At 67.8% G+C, this 19,204-nt stretch carries 22 protein-coding genes; 6 read left to right on the forward strand and 16 right to left on the reverse strand.

Translation table 11 applies throughout. The features are described 5' to 3' along the window. Nucleotides 1-52: 52 nt before the first annotated feature. From mnmC1 to pdxR, 6 genes are all read right to left on the reverse strand, one after another. The gene (gene mnmC1, locus YWC_RS29220) at nt 53-1,717 is read right to left on the reverse strand and encodes an FAD-dependent 5-carboxymethylaminomethyl-2-thiouridine(34) oxidoreductase MnmC1 (RefSeq protein ID WP_036214212.1); all 1,665 of its coding nucleotides are present in this window, start codon (nt 1,715-1,717) and stop codon (nt 53-55) included. A gap of 1 nt (nt 1,718) precedes the next feature. Then, nucleotides 1,719-2,282, reverse strand: coding sequence for a DNA-3-methyladenine glycosylase I (locus YWC_RS0112480; RefSeq protein WP_027865675.1), 564 nt, complete (start codon nt 2,280-2,282; stop codon nt 1,719-1,721). A 24-nt stretch (nt 2,283-2,306) separates the two neighbouring features. Further along, on the reverse strand, nt 2,307-3,362 hold the full coding sequence (locus tag YWC_RS0112485; RefSeq protein WP_051306424.1) for a glycosyltransferase family 4 protein: 1,056 nt from the start codon (nt 3,360-3,362) through the stop codon (nt 2,307-2,309). Further along, nucleotides 3,359-4,405 carry a glycosyltransferase family 9 protein gene (locus YWC_RS0112490; RefSeq protein WP_027865677.1) on the reverse strand — a complete coding sequence of 349 codons (1,047 nt, stop codon included), beginning with the start codon at nt 4,403-4,405 and terminating at the stop codon, nt 3,359-3,361. The genes YWC_RS0112485 and YWC_RS0112490 overlap by 4 nt, the downstream gene beginning before the upstream one ends. A 166-nt stretch (nt 4,406-4,571) precedes the next feature. Continuing rightward, nucleotides 4,572-5,303 carry a class I SAM-dependent methyltransferase gene (locus YWC_RS31580; RefSeq protein ID WP_051306425.1) on the reverse strand — a complete coding sequence of 244 codons (732 nt, stop codon included), beginning with the start codon at nt 5,301-5,303 and terminating at the stop codon, nt 4,572-4,574. A 73-nt stretch (nt 5,304-5,376) separates the two neighbouring features. Next, complete coding sequence (pdxR, locus tag YWC_RS0112500) at nt 5,377-6,894, reverse strand: MocR-like pyridoxine biosynthesis transcription factor PdxR (protein WP_229413096.1); 1,518 nt, start codon at nt 6,892-6,894, stop codon at nt 5,377-5,379. A gap of 54 nt (nt 6,895-6,948) precedes the next feature. On the opposite strand from pdxR, the gene YWC_RS0112505 reads away from it, so the two are divergent. Further along, the gene (locus YWC_RS0112505) at nt 6,949-7,413 is read left to right on the forward strand and encodes an OsmC family protein (protein ID WP_027865679.1); all 465 of its coding nucleotides are present in this window, start codon (nt 6,949-6,951) and stop codon (nt 7,411-7,413) included. A 73-nt stretch (nt 7,414-7,486) separates the two neighbouring features. Next, the gene (locus YWC_RS29230; protein WP_229413093.1) at nt 7,487-7,936 is read left to right on the forward strand and encodes an FMN-binding negative transcriptional regulator; all 450 of its coding nucleotides are present in this window, start codon (nt 7,487-7,489) and stop codon (nt 7,934-7,936) included. Nucleotides 7,937-7,961: 25 nt separating this feature from the next. Here YWC_RS29230 and YWC_RS29235 read toward each other — a convergent pair whose 3' ends face one another. From YWC_RS29235 to YWC_RS0112525, 3 genes are all read right to left on the reverse strand, one after another. Beyond that, nucleotides 7,962-8,657: a DUF4142 domain-containing protein gene (locus YWC_RS29235; protein ID WP_084416414.1), complete on the reverse strand. Its 696-nt coding sequence runs from the start codon at nt 8,655-8,657 to the stop codon at nt 7,962-7,964. Between the two features lie 95 nt (nt 8,658-8,752). Next, complete coding sequence (locus tag YWC_RS0112520; protein WP_027865680.1) at nt 8,753-9,550, reverse strand: DUF4142 domain-containing protein; 798 nt, start codon at nt 9,548-9,550, stop codon at nt 8,753-8,755. A 333-nt stretch (nt 9,551-9,883) separates the two neighbouring features. Further along, a complete protein-coding gene (locus YWC_RS0112525) occupies nt 9,884-10,351 on the reverse strand; it encodes a GyrI-like domain-containing protein (RefSeq protein WP_027865681.1) in 468 nt (155 codons plus the stop codon). 265 nt (nt 10,352-10,616) lie between these two features. Between YWC_RS0112525 and YWC_RS0112530 the strand changes: the two genes are divergently transcribed. Continuing rightward, nucleotides 10,617-11,240, forward strand: coding sequence for a head GIN domain-containing protein (locus YWC_RS0112530; protein WP_027865682.1), 624 nt, complete (start codon nt 10,617-10,619; stop codon nt 11,238-11,240). Between the two features lie 14 nt (nt 11,241-11,254). Here YWC_RS0112530 and YWC_RS0112535 read toward each other — a convergent pair whose 3' ends face one another. Genes YWC_RS0112535 through YWC_RS0112555 form a run of 5 tightly spaced genes read right to left on the reverse strand, consistent with a single transcriptional unit; the run spans nt 11,255 to nt 14,423 of the window. Next, nucleotides 11,255-11,584, reverse strand: coding sequence for a DUF4326 domain-containing protein (locus YWC_RS0112535; protein ID WP_027865683.1), 330 nt, complete (start codon nt 11,582-11,584; stop codon nt 11,255-11,257). A gap of 8 nt (nt 11,585-11,592) precedes the next feature. Beyond that, complete coding sequence (gene arsH, locus YWC_RS0112540) at nt 11,593-12,309, reverse strand: arsenical resistance protein ArsH (protein WP_027865684.1); 717 nt, start codon at nt 12,307-12,309, stop codon at nt 11,593-11,595. A gap of 8 nt (nt 12,310-12,317) precedes the next feature. Further along, nucleotides 12,318-13,598, reverse strand: coding sequence for an arsenic transporter (locus tag YWC_RS0112545; RefSeq protein WP_027865685.1), 1,281 nt, complete (start codon nt 13,596-13,598; stop codon nt 12,318-12,320). 14 nt (nt 13,599-13,612) lie between these two features. Further along, nucleotides 13,613-14,095: an arsenate reductase ArsC gene (locus YWC_RS0112550; protein WP_027865686.1), complete on the reverse strand. Its 483-nt coding sequence runs from the start codon at nt 14,093-14,095 to the stop codon at nt 13,613-13,615. Nucleotides 14,096-14,105: 10 nt separating this feature from the next. Beyond that, nucleotides 14,106-14,423 carry an ArsR/SmtB family transcription factor gene (locus YWC_RS0112555; protein WP_027865687.1) on the reverse strand — a complete coding sequence of 106 codons (318 nt, stop codon included), beginning with the start codon at nt 14,421-14,423 and terminating at the stop codon, nt 14,106-14,108. 153 nt (nt 14,424-14,576) lie between these two features. Between YWC_RS0112555 and YWC_RS0112560 the strand changes: the two genes are divergently transcribed. The 3 genes from YWC_RS0112560 (at nt 14,577) to YWC_RS0112570 (ending at nt 17,503) form a co-directional block, all read left to right on the forward strand. Further along, nucleotides 14,577-15,890, forward strand: coding sequence for an NAD(P)-binding protein (locus YWC_RS0112560; protein ID WP_027865688.1), 1,314 nt, complete (start codon nt 14,577-14,579; stop codon nt 15,888-15,890). Nucleotides 15,891-15,920: 30 nt separating this feature from the next. Continuing rightward, nucleotides 15,921-17,120, forward strand: coding sequence for an MFS transporter (locus tag YWC_RS29240; protein WP_036214216.1), 1,200 nt, complete (start codon nt 15,921-15,923; stop codon nt 17,118-17,120). 65 nt (nt 17,121-17,185) lie between these two features. Beyond that, a complete protein-coding gene (locus YWC_RS0112570; protein ID WP_027865689.1) occupies nt 17,186-17,503 on the forward strand; it encodes an ArsR/SmtB family transcription factor in 318 nt (105 codons plus the stop codon). A 10-nt stretch (nt 17,504-17,513) separates the two neighbouring features. Here YWC_RS0112570 and YWC_RS0112575 read toward each other — a convergent pair whose 3' ends face one another. Beyond that, nucleotides 17,514-17,915, reverse strand: coding sequence for an OsmC family protein (locus YWC_RS0112575; RefSeq protein ID WP_027865690.1), 402 nt, complete (start codon nt 17,913-17,915; stop codon nt 17,514-17,516). A 52-nt stretch (nt 17,916-17,967) separates the two neighbouring features. Beyond that, nucleotides 17,968-19,170, reverse strand: a complete 1,203-nt coding sequence (locus YWC_RS0112580; protein ID WP_027865691.1) for an MFS transporter — start codon at nt 19,168-19,170, stop codon at nt 17,968-17,970. Between the last annotated feature and the right edge of the window lie 34 nt (nt 19,171-19,204).

Consider the following 19,204-nt stretch of genomic DNA (forward strand, 5'->3'; position numbering starts at 1 on the left):
GGCGATTTGACACTTTCTGGCGGAATGTAACTTATTGCGCTAACGCAACAGGCTACTCATCCGCCGGGACAGGTCCGCGTGGCACGCGACGCGCGCGCAGGACAAAACGCGCCGGGTCGAGCGCATCGACCAGGCCCATTTCCAGCGGCAGCGGCTCGCCTTCGAGCTGGGCGGCCAGCAGTTCCGCCGCCAGCGGCGCCCAGATCAGGCCGCGCGAGGCATAGCCGAGCAGCGCATGCAGGCCGGGGTGGCGCGGCACGTCGCGCAGGCGCTCGGTCCTGCCTGCGGCGCCGAAGTCCGGCAGGCGGCCGACCAGCGGCACGCGGTCCGGGGCCACGCAGCGGAAACCCACGCGGCCGGCCAGCGGCGCCCCGGCGGCAGCCAGCGGGTCGGACACCAGGCCGCGCAGGCGCTCGATGTTCTCTTCGTGGCTCGACAGGCGCAGTTGCGGGTCGGCGTCGAGGTCGTAGGTGGCGCCGGCGCAGGCAATGCCGCCGGCCGCCGGGGTCAGGTAGGCTTCGCGGCACAGCACCAGGGGCAAGGCGGGCAGGCTGCCGCTGTCCAGGTGGCTGACCTGCCCGCGCAAGGCCGCCAGCGGCAGCTCGCGCGATTGCGCCAGGCTGCGCGCGCCGGCGCCGCTCGCCAGCACCACGGTTGGCGCCTGCGCGACCACGTTGCCGTCCTCGGCGCGCGCCAGCCATTCGTCGCCGCTGCGTTCCAGGGTGATGCTGCCGGCGCCGAAGCGGCGCACCAGCCGCTCGCCGCAGGACTGCAGCATTGCTTCGCACACGCTGCCGGGACGCGCCCAGCCGCCCTGCGGGAACAGCCAGCCGCCGCTTGGCGCCGGCAGCCCGAGCAAGGCTTGCGCCTCGGGAGCTTCGAGCCAGCGCGCGAAGTCCGTCGGGTAATGCGCCTCGCGCGCGATGGCGCGCGACACGTCGGCGTGGCCGGGGTCGCGCGCCAATTGCAGCACGCCGCAGGCCTGCCCTTCGATGGCGCCGCCGATGCCGCCCAGCTGGCGCCAGGCGCGCAGCGCATACAGGTAGGCGGCGCGGGTCAGGCGGGTCGGGATATTGTCGTCGCGCGACAGCAGCGGCATGAAGATGCCGGCCAGGTTGCCCGAGGCTTCCATCGCCGGCGCCGGGTGGCGCTCGACCAGGGTGACCTGCCAGCCGCGCGCGCACAGGCTGGCGCAGGCGGCGGAGCCGGCCAGCCCTGCGCCGATGACCAGGGCGCGCTTGTGCGCTTGCGGCAGCACCGGCGGCAGCGGCAGGCGCGGCTTGCGGCTGGCAAAGACCGCACGCCTGCCGTCATCGTCGAAGACGAAACCCTGCGCCTGCAGCGCCGCACGCTGCTCGTCCACCAGTCCATCGGCTTCCAGCTGCGCCCCACTCGCTGCGATGCGCGCCAATGGCCGCGCGAAAGCGGCGCCGGCGACGTCCTGCAGGAAAAAATAATCAGGCTGCGCGCCCAGCTGCGCCAGCGCAGCGTCGAACGGCGCCGCAAGCAGGGTCAGGGTCAGCCGCGGGTCATCCTGCGGAATGCGGTGAAAGCCCGGCAGCAGGCCATCGGCAAGGGCCACGACGTGCAGCCGCGCGGGAGCGTCGGGGTCGGCGCGCCAGGCCTCCTGCACCGCACGCACCCGGGCGCCATCGCCGTAGTTCGTGTCGAACACGGTGTAGCGTTCGCGGTTGCGCCAGTGTGCGCGCAGGTCCACATCAAGCCCCTGCGAAACGGAAGCAGGCCTTGTCGTGGTCGTTTACGACGCCGACGCCCTGCAGGTAAGCGTAGATGATGGTCGAGCCGACGAACTTGAAGCCGCGTTTCGACAAGTCTTTCGAGATGCGGTCCGACAGCGCGGTCTTGGCGGGGCGCGATCCGTCCGGCCAGTCGTTGACGAGCGGCTTCCCGTCGACCCAGCCCCACAGGTAGGCGTCCAGCGTGAGCTCCTGTTCGCGCATCGCCAGGTACGCTTTCGCGTTGGTGATCGCCGCCGCCACCTTCAGGCGGTTGCGCACGATGCCCGGGTTGGCCAGCAGCTCGGCCACCTTGCCCTCGTCATAGGCGGCGATGGTATGCGCATCCCAGTTGTCGAAGGCCAGGCGGTAGCTGTCGCGCTTGTTCAAGATGGTCTCCCACGACAGGCCGGCCTGCGCCCCCTCCAGGTTCAGCATCTCGAACAAGGTCGTCTCGTCGTGGCAGGGCACGCCCCACTCGTGGTCGTGATAGGCGATGTAGCGGGGATTGGCCATGTTGGCCCAGGAGCAACGGGTCTGGTTCATCCCCGCAGTATAAACCCGCGGCCCCTAGCTGAGGACCTGCCGGTACAGGTCGAGGTAGGCCGCCCCCGCCTTTTCCCAGCTGAAGCGGCTCGCATGTTCGCGGGCACGCCGGGCGCCATCCTCGCGGGCAAAGCGCGCCAGTCCGTTTTCCAGGACCTCGGCCATGTGGTCCGGATCGAAGCTGTCGAAGTAGAAGGCGGCGTCGCCACCGACTTCCGGCAGGCTGGTGAAGCGCGACAGGAACACCGGGCGGCCGTGATGCATCGCCTCGATCACCGGCAGGCCGAAGCCTTCGGCGAGCGAAGGGAACAGGAAGGCCTCGCAATGCGCGTAGTACCAGTCCTTGTCGAACCCGCTGACCGGACCGGTCACCACCACCCGGTCGGCCACGCCGAAGCGCGCCGCTTCCTGCATGATCCTGTCCCGGTAGGCTTCCTTGACCACACCGGCGATCACCAGGCTCATATCGTTCGCGCGCAGCAGAGGCACGAGCACGTGGAAATTCTTCTTCGGGCAGACCATCCCGACCGCGAACAGGAAGCGGCCTTGCGGCAGGAAGCGCGGCTGGTGTCCCTCGGGCGCCCGGGTCGGATTGGTGCCGTTGTAGATGACCGAGATCTTGTTCTCCGCCTCCGGGAAGAAGCGCAGGATGTCGCTCTTCACGAACTCCGAGATCGCCACGATGCGGTCGACGCCCCGGATCTTGCGGCGCATTCTGCGCAGGTAGCGCTGGTAGCTCGCGCTGCCCGGCGTGCGCTCGTGCACCTGGTTGAGGTCGTGGACCGTCATCACGGTCCGGGCGCGCACGCGCTCCGGGCCAAAGCGGCAGTACTGGTCGGCGAAGTGGACCACGTCGAACTCGCGCTTGCGCGGAAACAGCCAACGGTGATACCTGCGGTGGCCGACGTAGGATGCCTCCTCGCCCAGGAAGCCGTGCTGCGCGGGATAGGTATAGGCGCTCAGGTCGACGCTGCCCTGCCCCTGCCTGGCCAGCTCCTTCGTCAGGCTGTCGCCGAAGGTGTGCAGGCCGGTGTTCTCGAAACGCATGGAATCGAGCGTGATCAGGAGCTTCGGCCTCACGCGGCCGCTTCTTCCATGCGTTGGCCGCGCTGCTGCGCTGCCGTGCTGCGCCATCCGGCGACCACTTGCGCCACCTGGCGCGCGCCGATCGCCTCCATGCAGCGGCAGTGCGCAGCGTCGGTGCAGCTGCCGCAGGCCTGCTCGCCGCAGAGCGACTGGGCACGCTGGCCGAGCGCGCCCCAGCGGGCGATGTCGATCGGCTTGATCGGTGGGAACAGGCCGAGCGTCGGCCTTCCCAGTGCCGCCGCGACGTGCAGCGGCCCGGTGCCGCTGGCGACCAGGCCGTCCGCCATGCCGATCAGCGCGACCAGGCCGTCCAGGTCCACCTGGCCGCACAGGTTGCGCACGTTCGGACTGGCCAACAGTTCGGGCGCCGCGCGCGCCAGCAGTTCGCCTTCGGCGCGGCTGCCCGTGATCCAGACGGCGATGCCGGGATCGTTGCTCAGCAACGCGGCCAGTTCGGTGTAGCGCGCCAGCGGCCACTCGCGGCCGTTGCCGTTCGACTTGGGATGCAGGATCAGGTTGAAGCGCGTCGGATCGAAGAAATGGCCGACGCCGGCCTCGCCAGGGGCCTGCAGGCCGTACAGGGGCCAGATCTCGTCCAGGACAGGCTGGCGGTCGATGCCGAGGGGCTTGAGCAGGGCGAAGTTCAGCTGGGCTTCGTGCAGGTTCGAGCGCGCCCGGCTGAAGTGCGCCAGCCGGTTGCAGCTGATCCAGTGGTGCAGGCGGTGGCTGCTGCCCACGCGGTTCGGCACGTGGGCGCGCCGCGCCGCGCGGCCGATGGCACGGTGCGGGAAGGCGAAGATGACGGTGTCGTATTCCCGGTCCTGGAACAGGCGGTCGATGTCCAGTTCTTCCAGCGCCAGCACGCGGTCGACGTGGCGGCAGCAGCGCACCACGGGCGCGGCATAGGCGCGGCACACCATGTCGACCTGGACGCCCGGGATCGCCCCTTTCAGGAAGCCTGCCAGCGGCAGGGTGAGGACGACATCGCCGATGTTATCCGTGCGGCAGATCAGAATGCGAGACAGGGCAGGATGCATGAAACGGTTTTCCGAAAGACTTCCGGGAGTCTGCGCCTGGCCGGGCCGCTCCCTACATTGATCCAAAAACTGCAGGCGTAATGCATGGTTACCCCATCTTTACATGTTCTTACCTGCAATACAACCGCTGAGGTGCAAAAGCGACAGGCACCTGGTGTGCCGGCGCTTATTTGCGCAACACGACGATGCCCGCCTGGTGTTTCGAGAACAGCACGGTGGCCAGGCCCGCCAGGGCGCGCATGCCGGGAATGCGCAGCAGCTTGCCTACCAGGTTGTCGGCGTGCTTGCGGTACAGGGCGATATACAGGTAGGAAGCATGCGGATGCACGCTGAAGCTGCGGAATCCGACTTTCTTGCCCGCGCGGATGATCTTCGCCGGGTGCATGTCGCGCTCGGTCGTGCCAAACTCCGCCATGATGGCGGCCGAACGGCGCTCGTGGCCCAGGCCGGGCTCGGAGGTGATGCAGATGCCGCCCGGTTTCAGGGCGCGCCAGGCGCTCTGCAGCGCGCTGACCTCGTCCACCGCATGGTGCAGGCAATCGAAGAACACCACCACGTCGAATTCTTCGCGAAAGGAAAGCGACTCGTAGTCGCCGACCACGAAGTCGAGGTTGGGCAAGCCTTCCTTGTCCCTGAGCCGGCGCCCGGCGTCGATGGCTTCTGGCACCAGGTCGGTGCCGATCACGTCATAGCCGCGCTTGGCGAACAGCACGCTGGTCCATCCGGTGCCGCATCCCATGTCGAGCAGGCGGCCCCCCTCGGGCATCAGGCCGAGCATGGCGCCCAGTTCCATCATGTACAGGCCGCAATGGGCGTCGGACCAGGGCTTGTGTGTCGAATGCTGCATGCCCGCTTCGCCGATCCTCTTGAAATACTCGTACTCGCCCTGCGTCGCCATGTGCCTCTCGTATTCAAGCAAAACGCCATTCTAGCTGATCAATCATTAACGTTTCCTGAAATGCCATTCGGCTTCAGGGCGCCAGGGCCTGTGCGAGACGGACCACGCCGGCGCGGATCTCCGCCGGCGTGAAGGCCGAAAAGCCCAGCAGCATCCCGGGCGGCGCCGCGCATGCCGGGCCGGCCTGCGGGTGGACATAGTAGGACAGCGGGCGCAGGTCGACGCCGGCGGCCAGGGCACGTGCCACGGCCTCGGCTTCGCCCAGCGGACCGGTGATGCGCGCGCAGACGTCCAGGCCGGTATCTGCCGGGCCGCAGGCCAGCATGCCGTCCAGGCGGCTTGCCAAAGCCTCCATCATCGCGCCGCGTCGCTCGGCATAGGCGTCGCGGGTGCGCCGGATGTGGCGCGCAAAATGGCCCTGCTGGATGAAGTCGGCCAGCACCGCCTGCGGAACCACCGGGCTGTGGCGGTCGACCACCGCCTTCGCCTGCGTCAAGGGTTCGACCAGCGCCGGCGGCGCCACCACATAACCCAGGCGCAGGCCCGGGAACAGCACCTTGGACAGGGTGCCGACATAGATCACGCAGCCCGCGTGGTCGAGGCTTTGCAGCGAAGCGAGCGGCGGACCGGTGTAGCGGTATTCGCTGTCGTAGTCGTCCTCGACGATCCAGGCGCGTTTCGCCTCGGCCCAGCGCAGCAGCTCGAGGCGCCGGCCCAGGCTCATGGTGACACCCAGCGGTAACTGGTGCGACGGGGTGGCGAACACCATCGCGGCGTCCGGATGGTGGGCGGCGGCATGGGCGACGTCCATGCCTTCGGCGTCGACCGGCACCAGGCACATGCGCGCGCCGGCCACTTCGAAAGGCGCGGCGGCGCCCTGGTAGCCGGGCGACTCCAGCCACACGCCCTCGCCCGGCGCCAGCAGCAGCTGCGCCAGCAGGTACAGGGCCTGCTGCGATCCGGTGGTGACGATGATCTGCTCGGGCGTGCAGCGTACCCCGCGCGAGGCATTCAGGTAGGCGCACAGCAGCTCCCGGAGCAGCGGGTAGCCGGCGGCGGCGCCGTAGCCCAGCGGCAGCTCGCGGCGGCGCCAGTGGCGCGCTTCCAGCTTGCGCCAGACCTCGAAGGGGAACAGGTCCAGGCCCGGCATGCTCGGCCTGAAGGCCCGCAAGGGGCCCTGGTGATGCCGTACCCGCGCCATGCTGGAGGCCATTGCCAGGCCGCGTGCCGGCAGCGGCCTTGTCATGCCGGGTGCGCCGGGCACGGCGCCGGCATGAGCCGGCCCCGGGCGCGCGGCGGGCAGGCTGGCGTCCACGAAGGTACCCTGCCCCACCCCGCCGCGCAGGTAGCCTTCGGCCGTGAGCTGCTCGTAGGCGGCCAGCACGGTCTGGCGCGACACCTGCAATTGCCGCGCCAGCTCGCGCGTGGCCGGCAGGCGGGTGCCGGGCGCCAGGCGTCCGTGCAGGATGGCGTCCTTCAGCCGCGCATAAAGCTGGCGGAACAGCGGGGTCGTGGCGGCGCGCTCGAGCGGCGCGGCGGCGATCAGGTCGTCGATGTGCATTGGTACGCCCATCTTCGCGCGGATTGGCACTTTGGACAAGCCAAGTGGTCTCTTAAGATAAGCCCATACCATCACGGAGGAAGCATGAAAGAGTTCGAAGCACGGGTGGCCTGGCAACGCGCCGGCCAGGCTTTCCTGGACGGGCGCTACAGCCGCGCCCATGACTGGCAGTTCGACGGCGGCCTGCAGCTGCGGGCCTCGTCCTCGCCCTTGTCGGTGCCGCTGCCGATGTCCGACCCGGCGGCGCTCGATCCCGAGGAAGCGCTGGTGGCCGCGGCGTCGAGCTGCCACATGCTGTTCTTCCTGTCGCTGGCGCAGCAGCAGGGCTTCATGGTGGACAGCTATGTGGACGGGGCCGTGGGCTTTCTTCACGAAGACGATGCCGGCCGCATCGCGATGACGCGCATCGAACTGCGCCCGGCCATCGTGTTCGGCGGCGAGCGCCAGCCCTCCGCCGACGAGCTGGACGCCCTCCACCACGCTGCCCACGCGCGCTGCTACATCGCGAACTCGCTCAAGACCGACGTCGTCGTCATGCGGGTGCGCTGATGTACCTGCCGACCCGAGACCGCCAGCAGGACCCACGGGCCATGCGCTCGCTCATCAGGGAGCATGCCTGGGCATGCTCGTCACCCAGCATGGGGGACTGCCGGATGCCGATCACCTGCCCTTCGAATTCGCCGAGGGCGGCAGCGAAGGCCTGGGCCTGCTGCGCGCCCACGTGGCGCGCGCCAATCCGGTGTGGCGCCGCGCCGGCCAGCAGGTGCTGGCCGTCTTTCGCGGGCCCGCCGACTACGTGCCGCCGGACCAGCAGGAAAAAGCCGCCAGCGGCGGCAAGGTGGTGCCGACCTGGGACTACCGCGTGGTGCACGTGCACGGGCGCCTGCGTGCGATCGAGGATCCGGGCTGGCTGCTGGACTTCCTGCATGGCCAGACGCGGCACCATGAAGCGGGCCAGCCGCAGCCATGGTCGGTGGCGGATGCGCCGCCGGCTTATATCGATGGCATGCTCAAGGCGATCGTCGGCATCGAGATCGACATCGCACGCATCGAAGGGAAGTGGAAAGGGTGATCTGGTCCGGTGGACCAGATCGTACTTACTTCTTGTTCGGGATCGGCTCCTTGCCGGTGGCGGTGCTGGTGTCGTTGCCCGGCGTGCCGGCCGTGCCGGTGGCGCCGCGCGCGGTACGGGCGATGAGTTCGTCCGCCGCCAGCAGGTGCTGCTCGACGACCGGGCGCATCTTCATGGCCAGGGCCTTGATGTCCGGGTCCTTGATCTTGTCCATGTTGTCGCGCAGTTGCTCGTGCGTGACGCGGTGGTCGCGCCGGCCCGACTGCTTCATGTAGGTGCGGTCGAAGATGTCGCCCTTCAGGGCTTCGAGCATGGCGCCCTTGGCCTTGTGCTTGACGGTGAGTTCCTTCGGCAGTTCGACGCCCTTGGCCTGGGCCAGCGCCTGCACCTCGGCCAGCGTCTTGCTGTGCTCGTCGACCATGCGCTGGGCGTAGGCCTTGATTTCCGGGTTGACGGCCTTGCTGAGCGCAAGCTTGCCGGTCGAGATCTCGGCCATGTTGGCCTGCGCCATCTCGATCAGGGCATTGCGGTCCGAGCGGTCCAGTTTGGTTGCGGGAGCTGCCGAGCTTGCGGGAGCCGCGGGCGCGCCGGCAGCTGCGGCAGCGGCCGGCGCCGTACCTTGGGTGACCGCCTGGGCCTGGGCCTGGCTTGCGCCGGCGGCGAACAAGGCGCCCGCGATCGACAGCGCCAGTACTCGGTGGATACGCAGTGTTTTCTGCATGGGATTCTCCTTGACACTTGCGTGTAAGCCGGCGGACGCGATGCACGGCCGCCGGCGGGTGAGGCGTGGCTGCCCGGCCGGCAGCCCGCGATTGCTTACTTGCCCGAGGTCGTGCCGGACTTGGCCGACGACATCTGCTGGGCCGCCTTCAGGTGCTGCTCGACCGTCGGGATGGTCTTCTCGGCGGCGGCCTTGACGTCAGGATCCTTGGCGCTCTTGCTGATCTTCTGCAGCTTGGCGTGGGTGTCCTTGTGGTCCTTGAGGCCGGCCATCTTCATGTATTCCTTGTCGAAGGCATCGCCGCTGAGCTTTTCCAGCTTGGCCGCCATCGCCTTGTGCTTGGCGTCGAGTTCGGTCGGCAGGGTCACGCCCTTGGTCTGGGCCAGGGTCTGCAGTTCGGACAGGGCCTTGCCGTGGTCGTCGATCATCTGCTGGGCGAAGGTCTTCACTTCGGCGTTCTGGCTCTTGCTCAGCGCCAGCTTGCCGGTTTCGACTTCGGCCATGTTGGCAATGGCCATGTCCATCATCGCCTTCTTGTCGGCGTTGCTCAGCTTGGCCGCACCGGAGGCGGTGGCGCCGGCGGCGCCCGACGCGCCCGAGCTGGACTGCATGGTATCGGCGGTGTGCGACTTGGCGCCTTCGGCCCGGGTGGTGCCCTGGCTGCCCGAAGCGCCCATCTGCGCGCTGCGGTCTTCCTTGCCCTGGCTGCTGGTGTTGTTGACGGTGCCGTCGGCGGCGGTCTTGCCGGTCAGGTTGGGGTTGCCCGTCGCGCTCTGGTTGGTCATCGACTGCGCGCTCTGGCCGGTGGTCTGGGCCTGCACGCCGACAGCGCTGAACATGGCGGCCACGGCACCAACTGCGAGCAACTGCTTGAGGGCCTGTTTCTTCTGCATGATGGTTCTCCTGTTATTGATGGTAGGGCTGCCGCTCGGGATCGCCGGGCGGGCGTCTCCTTCTAACATCTGGCGATGTCGAGCGCGTTTGAGTGTAGCGCCGCGTATTCACAGGTAGCGCACGTTAGCCGTATAGCAATTGCGCTGTTATATGGGGGTGTAAAACGAGAACGGAAACGAGGGAAGCGCGTCAAACGCCTGTCACAATCGGCAGGCAAGATACGCTTGTCCTTGGGAAGGGATGCTGGCGGCGCAAGCCGCCCTACCGGCGCCGGCGGTCGGGAAATATACCGGCACCAATTCATTGCCCTGCGAGCGCGCAGGGCAGCAGCATCACAGTAGCGGGATCAGGATGTCGTAGGCATTGTCCGGGCGGTTGCCGTCGTGGAGCGTCGGCGTGTAGCGGCGGTCGTAACGCTCGATGCGCCAGCCTTCCTCATCCTGCACCATGCCCAGCTGCTCGATGGCGGCATGGCCGGTCAGGTAGGTGGCCTGCACCCGCGTGACGGGTCCGCGGTGCGTCAGCATCGCATAGCGGCGCTCGGGAATACGGATGCCGATCATGCCCGGCGGCAGCGCGTTGAGGTCGCTGACCTCGGCGGCGATGCACTCGATGCGCACGCCCTGCTTGTCCTGCAGACTGACGCCGTAGCGCAGCCCGTTGGTTTCGCCCAGTTCGCTTTCGCGTTCCAGGAAGGTGCTCCAGATATCCGGCATATCCGCTTCCAATTCCGAGAGCGGACCTGCAAGCGGCAGTCCGGCGAGCTTCATTTCAGGTAAGGTGACAGTGGAGATGTGCATGGTATCGGCTACGCAAGTGGACGAAGAAAATTATAGCCTTAACTCCTCGACAATATTGTCACGGAATCAATCGTGCGCACCTATTTTTCATGATCTGGCAGGACAAATGTGCAACAGCGCACACAGGCGTATTGACGCGGGCGCGCTGTACGCACATTCCAGTTTTGCAACCGTCCACCCTCGCATTCTTGCAGTTCGTCGCAAACGGCACCCAGGCCTGTTCCGTCTCCCTACAATGGATTCATACCACTTATCGGAGACCACCATGCAACGCCTGATCCTTGCCGCAGTCCTGTCCCTCGCTTCGATCACGGCTCATGCCGACGAGCAAGTGCGTAGCGTGACGCCTTTCAAGGGCATCGCCGTGCACGGCCCGGTCAGCCTGGTGGTGGAAGCCGGTAAATCGTTTTCGCTCAAGGTACAGGGCGACCCGCGCTTCATCGAGCGCGTCAGCAGCGAAGTCGTGGACGGCGAACTGCGCCTGGACATGAAGGACAGCACGCGCAACAGCCTGAAAAGCAGCGACCGCGTGGTCGTGACCCTGCCTTCGCTGCAGACCTTCAAGGGCGAAGGCGCCGGGGAGATGCGCCTGACCAAGGTGCGCGGCGAACGCCTGGACGTCAATTACCGCGGCGCCGGCCGCCTGGCCATCGACGGCGAGGTGCGCGAACTGCGCCTGTCCGCCCAAGGCGTGGGCGAGGTCGACACCAAGGACCTGATCGCGCAGGATGCCAACGTCAGCTTCGAAGGCATCGGTTCGGTCAAGATCTACGCCAAGGACAGGCTGAACGCCAACGTGCGCGGCATGGGCGAGCTCACCTATTACGGCAACCCGCGCGTGGTGAACAAGTCGGTGTCGGGCATCGGCAGTGTGGTGGCGGCCAAGTAAGGGCGAAAGCCCGCTCAGCGGTTGGCGATGTCGAGCAGCACCTCGGCATGGCAGGGACCATCGAGCGGGCACCAGCAGGCCAGGTTCTTGCCGTGCAGCGCTTCGCACGCCTGTGCGGCCAGCTGCTGTCCTTCCGGGCTCGCCTCCAGCCAGCGCCGGTAGGCGGCCACCGCTTCGACCACGCTCGGCATCGCGGTGTATCTTGTACCCACCGGCGTGCCCGGCACCGCATCCGGCACCACCGAGAACGGATTGCCCCAGCGCCCGGGACGCGCCACCGACACCGTGTTCGGCGGCAGCTTCCAGCCCTTCTTCCTGCTCAGTTGGACGCGCTGCGGTTTCATCGCTTTCCCTATAGTTTTGCGATCTGCGCGTCGATTTTCTTCAGCGCGCGCTCGCTGCGCTCACTATACCGGTCCGTCAGGTAGTCGGTGCGCCCGCGCATGAGCAGGGTGATCTTGAAGAGTTCTTCCATTACGTCCACCACGCGGTCGTAATAGGCCGAGGGGCGCATCCGGCCCGCCTCGTCGAACTCCTTGTAGGCCATCGGCACCGAGGACTGGTTCGGGATCGTGAACATGCGCATCCAGCGTCCCAGCAGCCGCATCGTGTTGACCACGTTGAAGGACTGCGAGCCGCCGCATACCTGCATCACGGCGAGCGTGCGGCCCTGGCTCGGCCGCAGCGCGCCCTGCTCCAGCGGAATCCAGTCGATCTGGTTCTTCATCACGGCCGTGATCGCGCCGTGGCGCTCGGGACTGCACCACACCTGCCCTTCCGACCACAGCGACAGCGCGCGCAGCTCGACCACCTTCGGATGCGTCTCGGGCACGCTGCCGGCCATCGGCAGCTCCATGGGGTCGAAGATTTTCACCTCGGCGCCAAAGTGCTCGAGGATGCGCGCCGCCTCGTAGGTAAGGAAGCGGCTGAAGGAACGCTCGCGCAGCGAGCCATACAGCATCAGGATGCGCGGCGGATGGTCCAGGTCGCCGACGGGGGCGAGCTTGTCCATGCTCGGCATGTCGAGCTGTTCGGGGTTGATGTTCGGGAGTTCAGGTATGCGTTCCATGATCTTTCTCAGCCAAGACGAAGGGCCAGCGCACACAGCGTGACCAGCAGGATCGGCAGCGTCAGCACGACGCCGACCCGGAAATAGTATCCCCAGGACACCCGGATGTCCTTCGCGGCCAGCACGTGCAGCCACAACAGGGTGGCCAGGCTGCCGATCGGCGTGAGCTTCGGTCCCAGGTCGGCGCCAATCACGTTGGCATACACCATGGCTTCGCGCACCACACCGGTCGTGGCGGTGGCGTCGATCGCCAGCGCCCCCACCAGCACGGTCGGCATGTTGTTCATGATGGAGGACAGGACGGCCGTGATGAAACCAGTGCCGAGCGCCGCACCCCACACGCCGTATCCGGCGCAGCGCTCCAGCAGCGCCGTCAGGTGTTCAAGCAGGCCGGCATTGCGCAGTCCATAGACCACCAGGTACATCCCCAGCGAAAACACCACGACCTGCCATGGCGCGCCGCGCAGCACCTCACGCGTCGAGATCCGGTGCCCGCGCGCGGCCACCAGCAGCAACAGCACTGCGCCCACGGCGGCAACCGCACTGATCGGGACCCCGGCGTCGTCCAGCCAGAAGAAGCCAACCAGCAGCAACGCCAGCACCCACCAGCCGGTCACGAAGGTGGCGCGGTCATGGATGGCATCGATGGGGCGCTTGAGCTGGGCCAGGTCATAGTTGGCCGGGATGTCCTTCCGGAAGAACCAGACCAGGGCGGCGAGCGTCGCGGCCACCGACACCAGGTTGACCGGCACCATGACCGCCGCATAGCGTGCGAACGTGATGCCGAAGTAGTCGGCGGACACGATGTTAACCAGGTTCGACACCACCAGCGGCAGGCTGGCGGTATCGGCAATGAAACCGGCGGCCATCACGAAAGCGAGGGTGGCGCGCGCGGAGAACCGCAGGGCGACCAGCATCGCAATGACGATCGGGGTCAGGATCAGCGCGGCGCCGTCATTGGCAAACAGTGCCGCAACGGCCGCACCCAGCAGGACGAGCAGGATGAACAGGCGCCGGCCGTTGCCCCTGCCCCAGCGCGCCACATGCAAGGCGGCCCATTCGAAGAATCCGGCCTTGTCCAGCAGCAGGCTGATGATGATCACGGCAACGAAAGCCCCGGTGGCATTCCAGACGATATTCCAGACGACCGGGATGTCGGACGGATGGATCACGCCGGCCAGCAGGGCGACGAGCGCGCCGGCGGACGCGCTCCAGCCGATGCCGAGGCCACGCGGCTGCCAGATGACGAGGATGAGGGTGGCAAGGAAGATCAGGAAAGCGGGCAGCAAGCTTGATCCCCTGCTCAGGCCGGCAACAGGCTGCCGATACGGTCCAGCTCCGCCTTGAGGCGGGCACGATCCTGCGCCAGTTCACCAAGGGGAAGCGCGAGGAAGGCCTCGATGCGGGCGCGCAGGATCGCGTAGGCGCGCTCGAAGGCCTCGCTGATGTCGTCAAGCGTCCCTTCGACGTGGCCAGGATCCTCGACGCCCCAATGGGTGCGCAGTACTGGGCCCAGGTAGGCCGGGCAGGTCTCGCCGGCCGCGCTGGCGCACACCGTGACGACGATGTCGGGCGTCACCGGCAGGTCGTCCCAGGACTTGCTGTAGTAGCCCTCGGTCGGGATACCCTTTTCCGCCAGCAGCTGCAGGGCGCGCGCGTTCAGGCGCCCGGTGGGCTGGCTGCCGGCGCTCAGCGCTTGCCAGCCGGGTGGAGCGAGGTGGTTGAAGACGGCTTCGCTGATGAGCGAACGGCAGGAATTCCCGGTGCAGAGGAAGAGTACGTTCATGGTGGTTGGGTCAGCTCGTGGCGCCGCACACGGGCGTGCAGGGATTGCCGCCGCAGCAGTTCTCGGTGAGGAAGGACAGCAGGCCGTTCATGGTGTCGAACTGCGCCGCGTAGATGATGAAGCGCCCCTCCTGGCGCGGCGTGATCAGGCCGGCGTGGCTCAGCTCCTTCAGGTGAAAGGACAGCGAGGACGCTGGCATGCCGAGCGCCTCGGCGATCTTGCTGGCCGCCATGCCGGCAGGGCCGGCCTGCACCAGCAGCCGGAAGGTGGCCAGGCGCGATTCCTGGGCCAGTGCGGCAAGGGCCGCGATGGCGGACTTGGTATCCATGCGTGCTTCTTTCATTAATTCCATGCTTATCGAATTATACCGGAGCTTGTAGACACTTCGAATATTATCGAAATAATTTGACAGCTTCATGACAAGGCATTTATTCTTTGTTCGTCGAATGACGAATAACGAATACTTTTCAGGAGAGCTGCCATGCACCAGATCGATGCCACCCTTCCCGTCGCCATCCTTGGCGCCGGCCCCGTCGGACTCGCCGCCGCCGCGCACCTGCTGTCGCGCGGCATGACGCCCCTGCTGCTGGAAGCGGGCAGCGCCGTCGGCGCCAACCTCGACAGCTACCGCCATGTGCAGCTGTTCTCGCCGTGGCGGTACAACGTCGACAAGGCGGCGCGCCGCCTGCTCGAAGTCGCCGGCTGGACCATGCCCGACCCCGATGCCCTGCCGAGCGCCGGCGAACTGCGCGACGCCTACCTGGCGCCGCTGGCCGCCCTGCCCGGCATTGCCGGCGCGCTGCGCCTGCGGCACCGCGTCAGCGCGATCACCCGCAGCGGCGCCGACAAGGTGAAGACCCGCGGGCGCACTGAAGCGCCCTTCCTCATCCGCGCCGATACGCCGGACGGCCCACGCGAGTTCGCCGCACGTGCCGTGATCGATGCTACCGGCACCTGGACGCAACCGAATCCGCTCGGCGCCAGCGGCATCCCGGCGCTCGGCGAAGCGGCGCTGGCGGCGCACATCGCCTATGGCATGCCGGACGTGCTGGGCAGCCAGCGCACCCGCTATGCCGGCCGGCGCGTGCTGGTAGTGGGCGCCGGCCACTCCGCCGCCGGCACCCTGCTGGCGCTGGCCCAGCTCGCCGCCGAGCATCCCGCCACGCAACTGGTGTGGGCAACCCGCGGCAGCCAGCTGGCGCGCGTGTTCGGCGGCGGCGATGCCGACGGCCTGCCTGCGCGTGGACGGCTGGGGCAGCGCCTGCAGGCACTGCGCGACACGGGACAACTGGAGATGCGCCAGGACTTCCCGATCGTGCGCCTGGTGGAAAGCGAGGGCCGTATCGTCGTGATCGATGCCGTCGGCCACCGCATCGAGGGGATCGACGAGATCGTCTGCGCCACCGGGGCCCGGCCCGACCTGTCGCTGACGCGCGAACTGCGCACGCGCCACGACCCGTGGCTGGAAAGCACCGACGCGCTGGCCCCGCTGATCGACCCGAACGAGCATAGCTGCGGCTCGGTGCGCCCGCACGGCCATCGCGAGCTGGCCCATCCCGAGACCGGCTACTACGCGGTCGGCGCCAAGAGCTATGGCCGCGCGCCGAACTTCCTGCTGGCCACCGGCTACGAGCAGGTGCGCTCGGTAGTGGCAGCCCTCGCGGGAGATATTGCCGCCGCCGACGACGTCCAGCTCGAGCTGCCGGAAACGGGCGTCTGCGACACCCGGCGGGTCTACCAGCAGCAACGCGCGGCCTGCTGTACAGTGAAGGCTGCAGACGCCACCTGTTGCTGAGCGTTCGCCCATCGCTTCAGGAGAAACAGTTTGTCGTCCGCCCGCAAGACCATCGGCATCCTCGCCTTCACCCAGATCGCGTCGTGGGGATCGCTGTACTACGCCTTCGCCGTCCTGGCGCCGGCGATCGGGCGCGAGCTCGGCATCTCTGCCGAGACCGCGTTCGCCGCGTTTTCCTGGAGCCTGCTGGTAGCGGGGGTCGCGGCGACGCCGGTGGGCGCGCTGGTCGACCGCCACGGCGGACGTTGGGTCATGGCGGCCGGCTCGCTGACCAGCGCCCTCGGCCTGGCCTGGCTGTCGCAATGCGCAACGCCCGCCGCCTATTTCGGCGCCTGGACCCTGATCGGACTGGCGATGGCCCTGACCCTGTACGAAGCGGCTTTCGCCACCATCAACCGCAAGCTCGACGTGGGCGCGCCGCGCGCCATCTCGAACCTCACGCTGTTCGCCGGCTTCGCCAGCACCATCTTCTGGCCGCTGACCCAGTTCGTCGCGGCGCGCATCGGCTGGCGCGACACCTACCTGGCCTATGCGGCGCTGCAGCTGGCCGCCTGCCTGCCGCTGCATCTCTGGCTGGGACGCGACGCTACACGCGCGACCTTGTGCGCGCATGCCCCGCGCGACAGCCACACGCTGGCCGAGGCGATCCGTCACCCGGCTTTCTGGAAGCTGGCGCTCGCCTTCTCGGCCAACGTCTTCATCTTTTCGGCGCTCGCGATCAACCTGATCCCGCTGCTGCAGTCGCTCGGCCACAGCGCCGCCACCGCCGTGCTGCTGGCCGCCCTGGTCGGGCCGATGCAGGTCGCCGGCCGCATTGGTGAACGCACGCTGGCGCGCGACAAGGCGCCGCAGGCGGTGGGGCGCTTCGTGTTCGCCACCCTGCCCTTCGGCCTGCTGGCGCTGGCGCTGCTGGGCACCCGTGCCTGGGCGGTGGCGCTGTTCTGCATGCTGTACGGGATGAGCAACGGCGTGCTGACCATCATCCGCGGGACCTTGCCGCGCGTGCTGTTCGGGCCGCGCAACTATGGTGCGATCACCGGCGCCATGGCGGCCCCGTCGCTGCTGTCGAAGGCCATTGGTCCGCTGGTCGGGGCGGCGCTGCTCTCCGGCGCATCGGGTCCGATGATGTTGCCGCTGGTGCTGTTCGGCTGCGCGCTGGCCTCGCTCCTGCTCTACCTGTCGGCGGTCAAGCCGATAGCGGCAAGCGCAGCGGAAACCGCGGGCGCTTGACGCGAACTTGACGAGAATGCGCCGGCTTCCTATCCTCAGCGCTCAATACCAGATCGAAAGCACCCATGACCAGTTCCTGCTGCGGCCCGGCCGTCACGCCAGAACCCCGCGCCGACATCGACGTCGACGACCTCGCCGCGCTGTGCAAGGCGATCGGCCATCCCGCCAGGCTGCAGCTGCTGCGGCACCTGATCGAGCATGGCGATTGCTATTTCGGCAGCCTGGCCGACGTGCTGCCGCTCGCCGCTTCCACCATTTCGAAGCACGTCTCGATCCTGAAGGAGGCCGGCCTGATCGAAGGCTCGTCCGACCTGCAACGCGTCTGCTACTGCGTGCGGCCGGACCGGCTGGTCCAGCTGAAGGCGATGATCGGCGCGCTCTGACACGCGGCGCTCAAGGCAGCTGCAGGGCGACGGCGCATCCGGCCCGCAGCGTATTGTGCACTTCGGCCACCGCATCGGTTTGGGCCAGCAGGCGGGCGATGTCCTGCGCCGGCGCCGCCGAACGCACCGTGGCGCGGTAACGGATATCGGTGGCGGCCAGTCCGATGCCGGGGAATTCGGCGCTGGCCTCGACCTGTACGCCGTCGATCGGGATGCCGAGCCGCCGCGCTTCGCGGTACAAGTCGTTGCAATAACAGGTGGCCAATGCCAGCATCAGGAACTCGCCGCCGTTCACGCCCGAACCGGCGCCGGACGCCTTGGCCGGCACGGCCAGCGCCTGGCGGCTTCCGTCGGTGTCCACCTCGGCCCGATGGGCCGCGGGCGAATTGTCGACCAGGGCAGTAATCCGCATCGCATCCTCCATTGCCCGGAAGGGGCAAGGCAATGCTAGCGCATCTGCGTACTTAGGGCCGCTGCGACGGCATCCGCGGCAGGAACACGGCCAGGATGCCCAGCAGCGGCAGGAAGGAGGCGATCCGGTACACGTACTCGATGCCGGTGGTGTCGGCGACCGCGCCCATGACGGCGGCGCCGATGCCGCTGATGCCGAACATCAGGCCGAAGAACAGGCCGGCGATCATGCCCACCTTGTCCGGCACCAGCTCCTGCGCGAACACCACGATGGCCGAGAAGGCGGACGACATCACCAGCCCGATCACCACCGACAGCACGGCGGTCCAGAACAGGCTCGCATACGGCAGCGCCAGCGCGAACGGCGCGGCGCCCAGGATCGAGAACCAGATCACGCGCTTGCGGCCGATGCGGTCGCCGATCGGGCCGCCCGCGAAGGTGCCCGCCGCCACCGCCGCGAGGAACAGGAACAGGTACATCTGCGCCGCCTCCACCGAGACGTGGAAGCGTTCGATCAGGTAGAAGGTGTAGTAGCTCGACAGGCTGGCCATGTAGATGTACTTGGAGAACACCAGCAGCGCCAGCACCGTCAGGGCCCAGATGACGCGCCGTCGCGACAGGCCCGGTCCGGCATGCACGGCCAGCCTGCGCGTGACGGTGCGCAGGTGGCCTGCGTACCAGCGGCTGACGCCGACCAGCACCGCGACCGCCAGCAGCACCAGCAGCATCAGCCAGGCGATCCTGCCCTGGCCCTGCCCCACGATGATGGCGGCGGCCAGCAGCGGTCCGAACGCCGAGCCGAGGTTGCCGCCCACCTGGAACAGCGACTGCGCGAAGCCGAAGCGTCCGCCCGAGGCCAGCCGCGCCACGCGCGAGGCTTCCGGGTGGAAGGTCGAAGAGCCGATGCCGATCAGGCCGGCCGCCAGCAGCAGCATGGCGAAGCTGCCGGCCGTCGCCAGCAGGGCGACGCCGCCCAGCGTGACGCACATCCCGGCCGGCAGCAGGAAGGGAATCGGACGCCGGTCGGTGTACAGGCCGATCCAGGGCTGCAGCAGCGAGGCGGTGCACTGGAAGGTCAGCGTGATCAGGCCGATCTGGGTGAAACTGAGTGCGAATTCGTCCTTGAGCAACGGGTAAATGGCGGGCAGGACCGCCTGCACGCAGTCGTTCAGCAGGTGGACAAAGGCGACCGAAAACAGGATCTGCATCACGACTGCCGGCGGCGCGGCGGATGCTTGTGGCGATGTTGTGGACATGGAGGAAAGCACGGTGGAAAGCCTTGCCAGTGTA

The organism is Massilia alkalitolerans DSM 17462 (assembly GCF_000427785.1).
In the GTDB taxonomy this organism is placed as follows: Bacteria; Pseudomonadota; Gammaproteobacteria; order Burkholderiales; family Burkholderiaceae_D; genus Telluria; species Telluria alkalitolerans.